The organism is Chloroflexota bacterium (assembly GCA_035652535.1).
Lineage (GTDB): Bacteria > Chloroflexota > UBA6077 > UBA6077 > SHYK01 > DASRDP01.
Genome location: DASRDP010000126.1, coordinates 1 through 14,594, shown reverse-complemented (window position 1 = coordinate 14,594; position 14,594 = coordinate 1). Strand labels below are relative to the sequence as shown.

Genomic DNA, 14,594 nt, shown 5'->3' with positions numbered 1-14,594 from the left:
CGGCGCAGTTCATGTCCACGCTCTCAACCACGGAGGTCGATATGACGAGCACCCACGGGGACGGTCCCGCCGTCGGTCACTCCGCCGACGGCCTCATCGGCGCGTCGATTCGGCGGGTCGAAGATCCCCGTCTCGTATCGGGCACCGGTCGATTCGTCGACGACGTGCAGCTTCCCGGCATGCTCTTCTTGGCTTTCCTGCGAAGCCCGCACCCCCACGCTCGCATTACCGCCATCGACGTCAGCGCGGCCCGGGGATTGTCGGGCGTCGAGGCCGTGGTGACCGGGGACGACCTCCCGGAGCGCCTGAACATCACCGCCCAGCAGATGGTTCCCGGCATGAAGGTGCCACCCCATCCCGTGCTCGCCCGGGGCGCGGTCCACGCCGTGGGCGTCCCGATCGCGGCGGTGGTGGCGACGAGCCGAGCCATCGCTCAGGACGCGGTCAACGCGATCCGCGTCGAGTACGAGCCGCTCCCCTCGGTCTCCAACGCAGAAGAGGCCCTCGCCCCGGGCGCGCCGCTCGCTCGCGAGGAGCTCGACAGCAACGTGTGCTACGTGGCCCGACGCGAGGGCGGCGACGTCGAGCGCGCCTTCGCCGAGGCGGACCTTGTGACCCGGCTCCACATCGCCAGCCCGCGCCAGGTGGCCATGGCCCTCGAGCCGCGCGGCGTCGTCGCCAGCCCGGACCCGTTCGGCGAAAGCCTCACGGTGTGGCTCTCGAGTCAGGGCCCGCACCGCGTGCGCGCCGACCTCGCGACGGTGCTCGGCTTTCCCGAGAATCGCATCCGCGCCATCGCGCCGGATGTGGGTGGAGGTTTCGGCAGCAAAGGGCCGCTCTACCGAGAGGACGTGCTCGCGTGCCACCTCGCCCTCCAATTGCGGCGGCCGGTGAAGTGGGTCGCGACGCGCAACGAGGACTTTCTCACGACAATCCAGGGCCGCGACCAGGCCATGACCTCCGAGCTGGCGCTTCGCCGGGACGGCACCATGCTCGGCCTGAAAGTCCGCGTCGTCGCGAATCTCGGCGCCTACCTCCAGTCGAGCACTGCGGGCCCACCCCAACGCATGATGGCGATGGCGCCGGGCTGCTATCAGATTCGCAACGTCCAGGTCGAGGTCGTCGCCGTCTTTACCAACACGGTCCCGACCGGTCCGTACCGGGGCGCTGGCCGACCCGAGGCGGTCCTGAACATCGAGCGCCTGGCCGACCAGGCCGCGCGCGAGCTGGGGATCGATCGAATCGAGATTCGCCGCAAGAACTTCATCCGCCCCGATCAGTTCCCCTATCGCACCGCGGTCGGTGTGGAGTACGACTCTGGCGACTATGAGCGATCGCTGGACGAGGCGATCCGCATGTCGAGGTATGACGAGCTGATCCGCGACCGCGACGCGCGCCGCGCACGAGGCGAGCTGGTGGGCGTCGGCGTCTCCACCTTCGTCGAGCCCAGCGGAGGCGCGGGATTCGAGAGCGGCACGGTGAGAATCGAGCGAACCGGCGAGATCACCGTGCTCACCGGATCCAGTACCCACGGCCAGGGCCACGAGACGGTCTTCGCGCAGATCGTCGCTCAGCGGCTCCGCACGTCCATGGACCACGTCACCATCCAGCACGGTGACACCGTCGCCGTCCAGCAAGGCACCGGCACATTCGGCAGCCGAAGCACCGTGATGGGCGGCGGCGCCCTCGGCCTCGCCACCGAGCGGATCGTCGACAAGGCGCGCAAGATCGCCGGTCACCTGCTCGAGGTCGCCCCGGAGGATGTCGTCCAAGCGGACGGCGGCTTCGCGGTCTCCGGCGTTCCCGACCGAACCATCACCTGGCGGCAGATCGCTGCGGCCGCCTACTCCGGGCGCGTGCCGCCAGGACTCGAGCCGGGCCTCCAGGAGACGGTCTTCTTTGACCCGCGTCGCGAGGCATGGGGCTTTGGCACCCACATCGCCTCCGTGCGCATCGATCGAGACACCGGGTCGCCGACCGTTGAGACGCTTGTCCTGGTGGACGATTGCGGCGTCATCGTGAACCCCATGATCGTGGAGGGCCAGATCCACGGCGGCGTCGCGCAGGGCCTCGGCGAGGCCTTCCGCGAGCACATGCTCTACGACGAGACGGGGCAGGCCCTCACCGGCTCCCTCATGGACTACGCGGTCACCCGGGCGTCTGACATGCCCAAGCTCGTCCTCGGCGAGACCGTCACCCCCAACCCGTTTAATCCCCTCGGCGTCAAAGGCGTGGGCGAGGCGGGGACCAATGGCTCCCCCGCCGCGGTGGCCAACGCGGTCATGGACGCGCTCGCTCCGCTCGCTATTACCCAGATCGACATGCCCTTCACCGCGCCCAAGCTCTGGAAAGCGATCCGCCAGGCCGAAGAGACGTGATAATCCGCGAATGATTAATGGAATCGCGGCGACATCGATACGGCGCTGCCGGCGCCAACCGTGAACCAGGCAGACATCTCCCGCGAAGCGTGGGAGTCGCTACTGGGAGCGAGCCGGCCGTGGCCGACGTAGCGCGGCTGCCCCCCATCATTCGCGGGCTGCTTCGCCCCGAGGCCTATCCCCACCCCGCCCACGACCTGGAGCTCCACGAGACCCACGTGTCATGGGTCGTTCTCGCCGGGCCCTACGCCTACAAGCTCAAGAAGCCGGTCACGCTCGGGTTCGTCGACTTCTCGACCTTCGCGCGGCGGGCGGCCAACTGCGAGGCGGAGGTCCAGCTCAACCGCCGCATGGCCCCGGACGTGTACCTCGGCGTCGTGGACGTCGTCGAGCGCGATGGAGAGATTCGCGTCGGCGGACCCGGCCGCGTGCTGGAGCGAGCGGTCTGGATGCGACGGCTCCCCGCGGAGGGCATGCTCTCCCGATTGCTCGCGCGCGAGGAGGCCACCCCCGCGTTGATCCGCCGCATCGCCCGGATGGTGGCCCGATTCCACGCGACGGCCGCGACCGGTCCCGGGGTCGATGAGTACGGCGACCGCTCCAACATCGACGCCCACTGGCAGGGCAACCTTCGCGAGATCGAGCCCTACCTCGAGGTCACGCTGCCGTCGTGGGAGCTGAAAGTGATTCGGCGATACGTGGGCCGCTTCCTCGACGCAAATGACCGGCTGTTCACTCGACGGATCGCCACCCATCGCGTTCGCGATGGCCACGGGGACCTCCACTCCAACAGCATCTGCCTGGTGGACGACCGGATCGTGGCCTTCGACTGCATCGAGTTCGCGGCGGGCTATCGCTGCGGGGATGTGGCGGCGGAGGTCGCCTTCCTGAGCATGGACCTGGACCACGCCGGCCGGGCTGACCTGGGCTGGATCTTCGTGGACGAGTACGTCCGCCGATCATCGGACAGCGAAGTCGGCACGCTCCTTGACTTCTACAAGTGCTATCGGGCGTTCGTTCGGGGCAAAGTGCTGAGCCTGCGCCTCGCGGAGGCCAGTCTCCCAGATCCGACCCGGCAGGAGATCACCGCTGAGGCGCGCGCGTACTTCGATCTCGCCTTCGCCTACGCCGGCGGCGCCCCGCGCCCGCTGATCCTCGTGACCTGCGGCCTCCCCGGCACGGGCAAGACGACCCTGGCCCGTACGCTCGCGCGCCGACTCGCGCTGGTGCCCATCTCAACGGACGTGGTGCGCAAGCAGCTCGCGCGCCTCGCTCCCACCGAACACCCAACCGCGGCGTTCGGCGCTGGCCTCTATACGCCGGAGATGACCCGACGAACGTACGCGGCGGTGCGCGCTCTCGGCGCTCGCTGGCTCCGGCGCGGGGTGTCCGTCGTCCTCGACGGCACCTTCGCGGAGGCCCGGCAGCGCGCCCTGGTGCGCCGCATGGCGACTCGCCTCGGCGCGCACGTCCTCTTCGTCCTCACTCAGGCCGACGATGCGACCGTCCGGGCTCGGCTCGAGACACGGGCGGCCGACCCGACGAACGTGTCAGATGCCACGTGGGAGGTCTATCAACAGCTTCGCGATTGCGCTCCGTTTCAGCCTGACGCGTTTGAACCGTTCGTCATCGACCGATCTGGCGGCTCGGACCCGGAATCCGTCGTCGCCTCCATCGCCGATCTGTATAATCGGTAAATTTAAGAGCATCATAAGAATCTCGCCCGAGGGGGAGCCGATGCGTTCCGCACAGGGGCTAATCCCCGCCGTGATCGTCGCCGCGATGATGATCGGTTGCGCCGGCCCCTCGGGAAGCCCGGGCGGCCCGTCGGCGCAATCCGGTTCCGCCCCAAGCGGCCCGAAGGTCGTGAACGCGGTCATGCGCGGCAACCCGTATACGCTGAGCCAGGCCATCAATTCGGCGGGTTCCGGCAGCGTGCCTGGCGTCGACGAGCTGCAGGAGTTGATCCATGCCGGCCTGGCCGTCGAGAACGATCGTCGAGCCCTGCGACCCCGGCTCGCGGAGGAGCTTCCGTCCATCGAGAACCAGCTCTGGACCGTTCAGCCGGATGGTCGCATGGAGACCACCTGGCACCTCCGCAAGGGAGTTCTCTGGCACGACGGCCAGCCCTTCACGTCCGATGATCTCGCGTTCAGCGTGCGGGTGGCGCAGGATCCTCAGGTCGGCCTCGCCGGGCTCAACGCCTTCCGCTTGATCGACCGCGTCGACACCCCAGATCCGCTGACCTTCACGGTCGCCTGGTCCAAGCCCTACATCAAAGCTGACACCCTCTTCACCCGCACGGCCGGGTCGACGGTCCTGCCGATGCCCAGGCACCTGCTGGAGGGCGCGTACAACGACGACCCGGCCGGATTCACCCAGCTCTCGTTCTGGACCCACGATTACGTCGGTCTTGGCCCCTTTCGCGTCCACGAGTTCGTCGAGAATGCGCACATGCTCCTCGACGCCAACGATCGGTACTTCCTGGGCCGCCCCAAGATCGATCAGATCGACATCAGCTTCATGCCTGACCCGAGCACCATCGCCGCGAATCTCCTCGCCGGCGCCGTCGATCTGACGCTGGGCGGGCGGTTCTCGTTGGAGTGGGGAGTCCAGATTCGGGACCAGTGGACCGACGGCCATATGGAGGCGCCGGTAGGCACGACGTGGGTCGCGCTGTTTCCCCAGCTGCTGAACCCGACACCCGCCGTCCTCTCTGAGGTCACGATGCGGCGCGCCTTGCTCCTCGCCATCAACCGCAAAGAGATGTCGGATACGATCCAGCAGGGTCTCTCGCCCGTCGCGGACAGCCTGATTTCGCCCAGCGACCCCGAATACGGCGCGGTCGAAAACAGCATCGTCCGCTACGACTTCGACCCTCGCACCGCCGCCCAACGGATCGAGGAGCTCGGCTACGCCAAGCGCCCGGATGGCGTGTATGCAGACACGAGCGGCACTCCGCTCAAGATCGAGATTCGGACGCGCCAGGGCGACGATCTGCAGGAAAAGACGCTCTTCGGAGTCACCGAGTACTGGAAACAGCTCGGCATCGCAGCGGATCCCGTCACGTTCCCTCCGCAGCGCGCCCCGGACCGCGAGTATCGGGCCACCCGACCCGCCTTCGAGGTGGTCCGGCAGCCGTCCGGAGCCGACGCGGTCACGCGATACTACGGTCGCGACACGCCGGTGCCGGGCAACGACTTCCGCGGGCTCAACCGAACGCGCTATCAAAATCCGGAGCTGGACGCCCTCATCGATCAGTTCGTGACGACGATTCCCAAAGAGCCGCGCAATGCGGCGCTCGCCGAGATCATCCACCACATGACCTCCAACGTCGTCGTCCTCGGCATCTACTTCGCCCTCGACCCGACCATGATCAGCAACAAGCTCGTGAACGTGGCCGGCCTCAACCCGACGTGGAACGCCGACCAGTGGGACCTCAAGGTGTAAGCCTCATCGTTGCTCCTTGCCGCGACGGATGGACTTCCCGCACCATGTAGCGGACAGCGTCCGCGACGTTGGTTTCAGGACGACTCGACGCGACATTCGGAGGGACGCCATGCGCGACGGTTTCAAAGTATTCGACGCCGATACCCACATGCGGCCGTCGGCGGAGTCCATCGCACCCTACCTCGACCCGATCGTCCGCGAGCGGATCCACGACCTCGACGAGCACCGCGTCGAGATCCGCGTCGGCATGGCTGGCGAGATCCGCCAGCCGCCATATCGCCACTGGTATCGATTTGGCCGCGGTGAGGGGTGGAGCTCCGCGCCGCCCCGCAGGCTCGGCGAAGCAGGGCCCGTCGAGGGGAAGGAACGGCACTTCCAGACGTTCATGGGCGAGCACCTGCCGACCGAGGGTGGCGGGGACTACGACGTGAAGGCACGCCTGCGTGACATGGACGAGGAGGGGACCGACGTCCACTTCATCGTCCACACCGGGGGCGCCAGCCACCCGGACCCTACCCTCGAAATGGAGTTCATCAAGGCGCAGCACCGCTATCTGAACGACTTCTGCGGCGCGGACCCCCATCGCCTCAAGACGTGCCTCACCGTCACCCCAAAGAGCCTGGATGCGTCCATCGCGGAAGTTCGGCGGTGGGGTCGCGAGCCGTGGTGCGTCGCCATCTATCCACAGCTCCCTCTGGACTACCCGCTGGACCATCCGGACCTCAACCCGCTATGGGCGGCCGCGGCCGATGAGGGGCTGGCCGTCATCCACCATAGCGGCTCGTCCAGCTATCCGGGCTATCGCGACTTGTGGGGGAATCCATTTCTCGGCCGCCTGGCCGGGCACCCCTGGGGCGCGATGCGCGCCGTGGCGTCCTTCGTCGGCGGCGGAATCATGGACCGATACCCGTCGATCCGCTTCGGTGTGCTGGAGTGCGGCTTTGGCTGGCTCCCCTTCTGGGCTGCGCGAATGGACGACCAGGCCGTGTACATGGGCTACGTGGCCGAGAACCTGGAGTACCGACTGAGCGAGTATCTGACCGGCGGCCGCTTCTTCACCGGCATCGTGATCCACGAGGGCCCCGAGATGGTGAAGATGGTCGACGACCTGATGGGCGACCACATCCTGATGTTCGGCTCGGATTACCCGCACTCGGAATCGCGGTTCCCGCGGTCCGTGGACCAGGTGCTGAGCTGGGATCTGCTCACCCCCGAGCGCAAGCGGAAGATGCTCTGGGACAACCCGGTCCACTTCTTCGGCGAGCCATAATCTCTTCTCGTTCGCCCTGAGCCCTTCGGCTTCGCTCAGGACAGGCCTGTCGAAGGGCGAGCCCACGCCATCAACGCGCGGTCGCGCCCCCGTCGATCACCAGCACCTGGCCCGTCACGAAGCTCGATTCGTCAGACGCCAGGTACACCGCGCAGTGCGCCGTGTCCTCGGGCGTCGCGTGCCGCCCCAGCGGCACCTCGGTGGGCGCACGCATCTGGGATTGCGCGGCGATTCGCCGCTGGCCCGACGCGTAGGCGATCTGGGTCGGGGCGATCGCGTTGACGCGGATTCCATAGGGCCCATAATCCACCGCCATCTGCTTGGTCAGACCCGCGATGCCTGCTTTCGTCGCGGCGTGGGCCGCGTGGCGCGGCGAGCCGAACAGCCCGGACACCGACGACATGTTGATGATTGACCCGCTGCGCTGCGCCATCATCCGTCCTAACGCGTGTTTGCATGCCAGGAACGTGATGGTCAGCTCGTGGAGCATCACGAAGTTCCAGTCCTCGAGACTGACCTCATGCGCCGAGCCGAAGCGAACGAGCCCGGCGACGTTGAAGAGCGCGTCGATTCGCCCGAACCGATCGATCGTCATGGCCATGAGTGCCCGGTTTGATTCCTCCTGCGCCAGGTCTCCCGAGAAGAGCGCGGCGTCGCCCCCAGCCTTCCGAGCCAGCGCCCGTGTCTCTTCCAGTCCCTCGGAATCGACGTCCGCCAGCACCAGCGTGGCGCCCTCACGCGCGAAAAACTCCGCGGCAACGCGCCCCTGTCCGCTCGCCGCTCCGGTGATGATCGCGACCTTGTTTACCAGGCGGTTCGTCATGCGCTCGTCCCCTCCATCGCTCGAGATCTGCTCGGCGACATCATAGACCTGGTCGAACGGGCAGGACCGAATCTCCCCATTGTGGCGATGGCTCGCGTGGCGCCCGATCGTATGCTCTCATCAGTCGCCACGAGGCCTCGGGCGCAGTTCAAAGGAGACATTCGACATGAGCGCTGAAGAACATGCCAACCTGCTCGCCGCTCTCTCGGCCGACCTGGCCGACGCCGTCGAGCGCGCGTCCCAATCCGTCGTCGGGGTCGACGCGCGCCGTCGCGTCCCCGGAACCGGCATCGTCTGGCCCGAGGGAGGCATCGTCGTCACGGCCGATCACGTCATCGAGCGGCACGATGAGATCTCGCTCGTAACCTCCGGCGGCCACCGAATCGGCGCGACGCTGATCGGCCGGGATCCGGGCAGCGATGTTGCGGTCCTCCGCCCGGCTTCCGCGGCCGGGCGTCCCGCCGAGCTGGCGCCGGCGGAGAGCGCTCGCGTTGGCAGCCTCGCGCTCGCCATCGGGCGGACCGCGTCCGGCGCCACGAGCGCCAGCTTCGGGATCATCAGCGCGGTGGGCGGCTCGTGGCGAAGCATGCGCGGCGGCGCCATCGACAGCTACCTCCGCGCTGATCTCACCCTGTACCCCGGATACTCCGGCGGACCCATCGTCGATGCGTCGGGCCGAGTCATGGGTATGAATAGCTCGCACCTCGCGGGCGGCCAGTCCGTCGCCCTGCCCACCGCCGTCGTCCGTGGGATCGTCGATGCGCTCGTCGCCCACGGGCGGATCCGCCGCGCGTATCTTGGCGTCACTTCCCGTCCTATCGAGGTCCCCGATGCGCTGCGGGAGAAGGCGCACGTCGACCAGCAGACCGGCTTGCTCCTGCTGAATGTGGAGCCCGGGAGCCCGGCCGACCGCGGCGGACTCTTCCTCGGCGACGTTCTCCTGGCTGTGAACGATCGCCCCGTGACCCATCCAGAGGCCTTGCAGGCCGCCCTCGGCGCCGATCTCGTCGGCAAGCACGTCACCCTGCGGCTGCTTCGAGGCGGCGAGGTCCGAGACCTGAGCGTCACGCCCGGCGAGCGGGAGTGACGGCCATGACCACCGCGGTCGAAGCCCAATCGAGGAGCGAGTCGCTTGCCGCCGACCTGGCCTCCGTGATCGAAGCCGTCCAGCGCAGTGTGGTGATGGTGCGCGGCTCGCGTGAAACGTCCGGCTCGGGAGTCGTGTGGACCGAGGCAGGCGCGATCGTCACGAATTACCACGTCGCGCCGGGGCCATTCGCGCAGGTGATCTTGGCCGACGGGAGCCGTATTCCTGCTCGCGTCACCCGCCGCTCGACCGCTCTCGATCTCGCCCTGCTCGAGCCGGAGGTCGCGGTTCCCCTCCCGTGGAATCCTGCCGCCGTTCGAGACTCGGCCGACCTGCGGACCGGCGAATTGGTCCTCGCGATCGGAAACCCGCTGGGCGAGCGGAACGTCGCGACCATGGGCGTCGTCGTCACAGCGCCCGGCGCCGAGAACCCAGTTCGCACCGCGATCGTCCTCCGCCCGGGGAATTCGGGCGGCGCCCTCGCCGACAGCTCGGGCCGCGTCGTGGGCATCCCAAACGTCGTGATGCCCGGCGGGCTTGCCCTGGCCGTCCCAACGCGTGCCGTCCAGCGGTTCATCGCTGCCAGGCACGCGGCCGCGGCGCGGGTTCGGGTAGTGGCATGAGCGATCCCCACCGGCCGATCCGCGTGGTGGTGGCTGGCCGCCATCCCGTCGTGCGGGCCGGGTTGCGGGGACTTCTGGCGGATCTGGACGATCTTGAGGTCGTCGGCGAGGGGACACCCGCCGACGACCTCGTCGCCCTCGCACGCTCCCTCGACGCTGACGTCGTGCTCCTCGAATGGAGCGACGAGCCCAGTCCGAGCGGCGGGATCCCATCCAGCGACTCGGACACCGCGACCCCGATCGTCCTGGTGGGATCGGCCTCGACAGGCGCCGACCTGTCCGCGCTCATTCGGCGCGGGGCACGCGGCTTTCTGCTCCCCGACTCGACGGCGGATGAGGTGGCGGAGGCCGTTCGGTCCGTGGCGCGCGGGCTCGTCGTCCTTGACGCTGCCCTCGCGCCTGGCGCGTTAGGCGCGGCGCATTCCGGGCCTCCCGAAGATGTCGACGGCGACCTCCTGACGCGGCGGGAGCTGGAGGTCGTGGCCCTTATCGCCCAGGGCCTGCCGAACAAGGCGATCGCTCAGCGCCTCGGCATCAGCGAGCACACGGTCAAGTTCCACGTCGGATCGATTCTCGCGAAGCTCGGGGCGGCCAGCCGCAGCGAGGCCGTCGCCCTGGCCTACCGACGCGGCCTCATTGCCCTCTAACTGACAAGGCGTGCCGATAGATCGTCCGGGATGTCGGCGTGGAGAACGGCACTATCGAAACGCACTTTGCTGACGCGCGCTCTCGGAACTGGGCCGATCTGTCCGAAAGGGCGATGCTATAATCACGAGCAACGTGCGGAGTGGTCGGAGTAACGTCGTCCCGCTCGCGGGATGGACGCCGGACATAGCCGCACGTTGGCATATTCTTCTACTGTGGCCTCCACATCCACGCCGTAAACCGGACGGGTCTGCTCTTTTTCCGGAACCGCGCGTTCGGCGTCAAAATCGGTTCAGACGGCGATATGCCTAGCTGGTTCTTTACGAAGGAAACGAGATTTCGTTTCGCTTCGCCTCGACGTGAGCTCCGTGCGATGTTCCCCTGGACGTCTCGCCAATCGAACTGCAATGCCCCAAGCAAGAGGTCAGTCATCTGCAGATACACGAAGGTCTCAGAACTTGCACGAAGGCAACCGGTCACCTTGGGGATCGCGCATATCACATCCTCCAAGTGCTCTCTTGCGGCAAGCGGCTCCCCCTGAAGGTCGACGATGACAAACGCAGGATCTCTCAGCCGTTTTCGGAGAAGCTCGCGCGCGATCGCAACGTACGCCCGCCAGTGATCCCCATTTCAGCGACCGAGTGAAAAAGCGTCGTCGAGCCGGTCGATGAGCAGAGCATGGAACTCGAAGTCGCCCACTGAGAAGAAGACGTTGAGGAGATCGATGTATTGTTGGAGATTTCTGCTTGTGACCTCGCTGAACTTGTATTCATGGTGCCGAGTGTCGCGGAGCAGTAGATGAAGCTCATCAAGCGTCGGAGATCGCTCTTCGCTCCGAATTGCCCGAATGAGCTTGCCACGCTCCGTCGCGCGTGCCGACCGGAAATTAAAGTGAAGTCGGTACAGGCTGTCCGTGACGATTGGTGAATTCTTCACGACGAGCAAGCCGATGCCGTACACCGGTTGTTGCCGTGTAGGGCCAGTGAGAATGCCCGTCTCGTCCACGAAGGCCGGGTACGCTGGCACGAGCAACCTTCGCTGCAATGGCAATCCTGTTCGCTGTCGCCGAATGATTCGCCCGACGCCACCGGCCCAGCCGACTTGTACCAAGGCACGTTGAAGGGTCAGGGGGTTACTAGAACCGGTCCACGCTCTATGCTCCCAGAATCAGCGCGGGCACGCGAATTCGGAATTCACCTTCCGCTGCATTTCCGAACGAACCGCTAAACAGCATTGGCTGGCACGTGTCCCGCCGAGAACGATACGGGCAATCTACTTCGTAATCTCGCACACGAGCGGCACGCGGCGAGCCTGGTAGTACCGCTCCCTCGCCACCGGCTCGGGCGCGTCGGGCGCCGGTGTGATGACCCGCGTCATTATCGCCACGGTGACCGCGTCCGCGTCCAGCGGGTACGGCGCCATGCGGAGAGACGCTGGACCCGTCGGGGTGAGCTGGAGTTCGACCACCTCGTCGGATCCAACGCGCACCGGCACCCGCTCGTACACCACCTCCTGAAGCTTCCCGTCGCGCACGCCGTCGCGGCAGAAGTAGAGCGAGAGCAGGTCGAAGACCTGGAGCAGCCGGTAGTTGTGCCAGAATGCTTCGCGCGCCTTCGGCGCGTCCAGCCCGAGATCCTCCCACACCGCCCGCTGCCACGGCTCCAGGTCGGCGAACGCGGCCTCGAATCCCGCGCTCTTCCCGTCGCCGGCCGCGTCCGGGCCGTTCGTCCGCTTCCGGGCGCTCCCGTAACGGTCCTTGCGCAGGCCTGCATGGTGCATGGAGACCAGCAGGCTCGCGTATGGATCGCGGCCGCGTACCCACTGAGCGTTCGCCGCGTCCGCCTCGGCCCGCCGCAATCCGGGCGGCGTTCGGCCGATCGCATACGGCACGCCGCGCTCCACGTCGATGGGCAGGTCCGCCTCCATCTCGCGGTGGCCGCTATCGTGGTAGATCGTCCCGAATAACACCGATTGGAATGGCTCGGGCCTCGAGAACCGCTCGTTCCCCCAATGGGCGGCGAACTGGGCGGAAAGGTCGGTGTGGTCCTCCTGCTCGATCATCGCGTACGTCCCGTCGGGCAGCTCACGCGCAAACATCGTGCATCCTCCCGTCCCGCCACGCGGCCGCTATCGACTCCCGGCCAGCGCCAGCTCCGCCTCGGCGGAGCCCTGGCGCGCTCGCCAGCTTCGCAGCCAGTCGACCGTCTCGTCGACGCTCACCACGTCGGCATATTTCTGATTCATGTCGAAGAGGTTGATGGCGTGGCAGGCCTCGTGCCGATCCCACACGCACTCCTCGACCACGGCCATGCGGAACCGGTACGTGCACCCGTCGACCACCGAGGCGCGCACGCACCCGCTCGTGCTCTCGCCCCCGACGATCACCGTGTCCGCGCCAACGTAGTTGAGGTGCGCGGCCAGGATCGTCCCAAAGAATGCGCTGGGCGAGGACTTCCGGATCACGATCTCGCCGTCGATCGGGGCCACCTCGTCGATGATGTCGAAGCGCCGCCGCTGGCGCGCAACCGCCGCCGGATCGGTCGGCCGGCCCCTCAGCGCCTCCCGTCTATCCGACCAGTGGGGAATGCCCGGATTGCCAGTCGCGTGGATCACCGGGATCCCCGCCTCGCGCGCCGCGGCGAGAAGCCGCTGAACGTGCGGGATCGCGTTCCAGCCCGCCATTCCCGTATGGCCGGGCCAGGTCTTGATCCCTTCCATCAACTCCTGTGGCTCGTCGCCCATCACGCCGCGGTAGATGTCGATGAGCAGCAGAACCGGCCGTTCGCCGAAGCCAATCGGCACGTGCTTTGATGCCGCCAGATGCGCCTTGTCGTTCTCGGTGAGAAATCGATCCCATGGCCGCGAGTTCATGCCGTCACCTCCGACGCCGGATTATAGTTCCGCAGCCCAGCGGCGGTTGGCGCCGCCGATGCCCCGTCCGGAGGCCGCGTGTCCAGGGTCACGGTTCTCCTCATGGTCCTCCTCGCAGTCGCGTGCGGGAGCCCGGCGAGCGGTCCTCGCTCCGCCTCCAGCGGCGACGCCGCGAGCGCCGGCGGCGACCGAGCCCCGGGTCAGCCCTCGCGCCTCGCCGTGGCCATCGCCCAGGAAACGGGCGGCCTCGCGACCAAGCTCGACACCATCGCCACGTCCTACGCGGCCGAGTACCACTTCATGACCAACAGCCCGCTCACCCTTCTCGATGCGCACGATGCCGTCCTCCCCCGCCTCGCGCAGGGCCTCGTGTCCCAGGACGACGGCACGTGGCGCATCGACCCGGACGGCACGATGCGGACGACCTGGACGATCCGGTCCGGGGCCCTTTGGCACGACGGCTCCCCCGTGACGGCTGCCGATTTCGCCTTCGCCCTGCGCGTCTACCAGGACCCCGAGATCTCGGTCGTCACGCGCGAGCCCGAGCAGCTCATCGACCATATCGATATCCTGGACGATCGCGCGTTCGTGGTGGCCTGGAGCAGACCGTACGCCCAGGCCGATCGCCTGGGGCCGGGTCAGCTCGAACCCCTGCCCGAGCACCTCCTCGCGGAATCTTACGAACGAGACCGCGCCGTCTTTCAGAGCAGCCCGTTCTGGACTGGTCCCGCTTACGTCGGAAACGGGCCCTATCAACTCACCCAATGGGAGCAGGGTGTCCAGCTCATCTTTCGCGCCTTCGATCGCTACTATCTCGGGAAGCCCAGTATCGATGAGATCACCTTCCACGTGATCTCCGATCCCAACACGGTCGTCGCCAATCTCTTGAGCGGATCGATCGATGCGACGGTTGGCATCACGCTTCCCCCTTCTGCCGGCGCGATCGTTCGCGAGACCTGGGACCGGACCGGCGACGGTCGCGTGCTCACATTCCCCACCAGCACCCGGTTCGCTCGCTTTCAGCTCGACCCAGCCCGCTCCGGCCAGCCTGCGCTTCTCGACAAGCGCGTCCGCCAGGCCGTCGTCCACGCGCTGGATCGCGACACCATCGCCGGCGGCGTGTCAATGGGGATGCTCCCGGCCGCGCTCAACCTCCTCATCCCCGAGAACCAGTACTACGAGCGGGTTCGTCAGCTCGCTCCTCCATTGTCCTACGACCGGAGCCGCGCCCTCGCCCTGCTGGGAGACGCGGGCTGGACGCGCTCACCGAACGGCGCCGTGGTTGGCCCGGATGGCCAGCCCCTCAGCTTCGAGATCCGCACGCCGAGAGCTGGCGACAACGAGCCGCAGATGAACCTCGTCGCCAGCGATCTCCGCGCCATCGGCATTGATGTGACCGAGACGCTGATCCCCGCCCCCCGGCTGAAAGACCTCGAGTACATGAGCC

The 14,594-nt window shown here is 67.3% G+C and carries 12 protein-coding genes; 8 read left to right on the top strand and 4 right to left on the bottom strand.

The features are described 5' to 3' along the window. Positions 1-41: 41 nt before the first annotated feature. The 4 genes from VFC51_16230 (at position 42) to VFC51_16215 (ending at position 7,098) form a co-directional block, all read left to right on the top strand. Positions 42-2,378, top strand: coding sequence for a xanthine dehydrogenase family protein molybdopterin-binding subunit (locus VFC51_16230; GenBank protein ID HZT08571.1), 2,337 nt, complete (start codon positions 42-44; stop codon positions 2,376-2,378). A gap of 119 nt (positions 2,379-2,497) precedes the next feature. Then, positions 2,498-4,075 carry an AAA family ATPase gene (locus VFC51_16225; protein HZT08570.1) on the top strand — a complete coding sequence of 526 codons (1,578 nt, stop codon included), beginning with the start codon at positions 2,498-2,500 and terminating at the stop codon, positions 4,073-4,075. Between the two features lie 40 nt (positions 4,076-4,115). After that, positions 4,116-5,828, top strand: coding sequence for an ABC transporter substrate-binding protein (locus VFC51_16220; GenBank protein ID HZT08569.1), 1,713 nt, complete (start codon positions 4,116-4,118; stop codon positions 5,826-5,828). A 109-nt stretch (positions 5,829-5,937) separates the two neighbouring features. Further along, positions 5,938-7,098 (top strand): amidohydrolase family protein, encoded by a 1,161-nt coding sequence (locus VFC51_16215; protein HZT08568.1) that lies wholly within the window; start codon positions 5,938-5,940, stop codon positions 7,096-7,098. 70 nt (positions 7,099-7,168) lie between these two features. Here VFC51_16215 and VFC51_16210 read toward each other — a convergent pair whose 3' ends face one another. Continuing rightward, positions 7,169-7,921, bottom strand: a complete 753-nt coding sequence (locus tag VFC51_16210; GenBank protein ID HZT08567.1) for an SDR family oxidoreductase — start codon at positions 7,919-7,921, stop codon at positions 7,169-7,171. A gap of 166 nt (positions 7,922-8,087) precedes the next feature. Here VFC51_16210 and VFC51_16205 point away from each other — a divergent pair, with 166 nt between their 5' ends. Genes VFC51_16205 through VFC51_16195 form a run of 3 tightly spaced genes read left to right on the top strand, consistent with a single transcriptional unit; the run spans position 8,088 to position 10,278 of the window. Continuing rightward, a complete protein-coding gene (locus VFC51_16205; GenBank protein ID HZT08566.1) occupies positions 8,088-9,008 on the top strand; it encodes a S1C family serine protease in 921 nt (306 codons plus the stop codon). Between the two features lie 5 nt (positions 9,009-9,013). Continuing rightward, complete coding sequence (locus VFC51_16200) at positions 9,014-9,631, top strand: serine protease (GenBank protein HZT08565.1); 618 nt, start codon at positions 9,014-9,016, stop codon at positions 9,629-9,631. Continuing rightward, the gene (locus VFC51_16195) at positions 9,628-10,278 is read left to right on the top strand and encodes a response regulator transcription factor (GenBank protein ID HZT08564.1); all 651 of its coding nucleotides are present in this window, start codon (positions 9,628-9,630) and stop codon (positions 10,276-10,278) included. The genes VFC51_16200 and VFC51_16195 overlap by 4 nt, the downstream gene beginning before the upstream one ends. 628 nt (positions 10,279-10,906) lie before the next feature. On the opposite strand, the gene VFC51_16190 is transcribed toward VFC51_16195, so the two are convergent. The 3 genes from VFC51_16190 to VFC51_16180 form a co-directional block, all read right to left on the bottom strand. Further along, positions 10,907-11,302, bottom strand: a complete 396-nt coding sequence (locus VFC51_16190) for a hypothetical protein (protein HZT08563.1) — start codon at positions 11,300-11,302, stop codon at positions 10,907-10,909. Positions 11,303-11,548: 246 nt separating this feature from the next. Continuing rightward, positions 11,549-12,373, bottom strand: coding sequence for a DUF3891 family protein (locus VFC51_16185; protein HZT08562.1), 825 nt, complete (start codon positions 12,371-12,373; stop codon positions 11,549-11,551). 30 nt (positions 12,374-12,403) lie between these two features. After that, on the bottom strand, positions 12,404-13,147 hold the full coding sequence (locus VFC51_16180) for an isochorismatase family protein (GenBank protein HZT08561.1): 744 nt from the start codon (positions 13,145-13,147) through the stop codon (positions 12,404-12,406). 78 nt (positions 13,148-13,225) lie between these two features. Between VFC51_16180 and VFC51_16175 the strand changes: the two genes are divergently transcribed. Further along, the coding region (locus VFC51_16175; GenBank protein ID HZT08560.1) for an ABC transporter substrate-binding protein at positions 13,226-14,594 on the top strand (1,369 nt) is incomplete at its 3' end.

Bases quoted from the DNA above. Each gene is read 5' to 3' on its own strand.
- VFC51_16230 (HZT08571.1), top strand. From the start codon at position 42: ATGACGAGCACCCACGGGGACGGTCCCGCCGTCGGTCACTCCGCCGAC.
- VFC51_16220 (HZT08569.1), top strand. From the start codon at position 4,116: ATGCGTTCCGCACAGGGGCTAATCCCCGCCGTGATCGTCGCCGCGATG.
- VFC51_16215 (HZT08568.1), top strand. From the start codon at position 5,938: ATGCGCGACGGTTTCAAAGTATTCGACGCCGATACCCACATGCGGCCG.
- VFC51_16210 (HZT08567.1), bottom strand. From the start codon at position 7,921: ATGACGAACCGCCTGGTAAACAAGGTCGCGATCATCACCGGAGCGGCG.
- VFC51_16205 (HZT08566.1), top strand. From the start codon at position 8,088: ATGAGCGCTGAAGAACATGCCAACCTGCTCGCCGCTCTCTCGGCCGAC.
- VFC51_16200 (HZT08565.1), top strand. From the start codon at position 9,014: ATGACCACCGCGGTCGAAGCCCAATCGAGGAGCGAGTCGCTTGCCGCC.
- VFC51_16195 (HZT08564.1), top strand. From the start codon at position 9,628: ATGAGCGATCCCCACCGGCCGATCCGCGTGGTGGTGGCTGGCCGCCAT.
- VFC51_16185 (HZT08562.1), bottom strand. From the start codon at position 12,373: ATGTTTGCGCGTGAGCTGCCCGACGGGACGTACGCGATGATCGAGCAG.
- VFC51_16180 (HZT08561.1), bottom strand. From the start codon at position 13,147: ATGAACTCGCGGCCATGGGATCGATTTCTCACCGAGAACGACAAGGCG.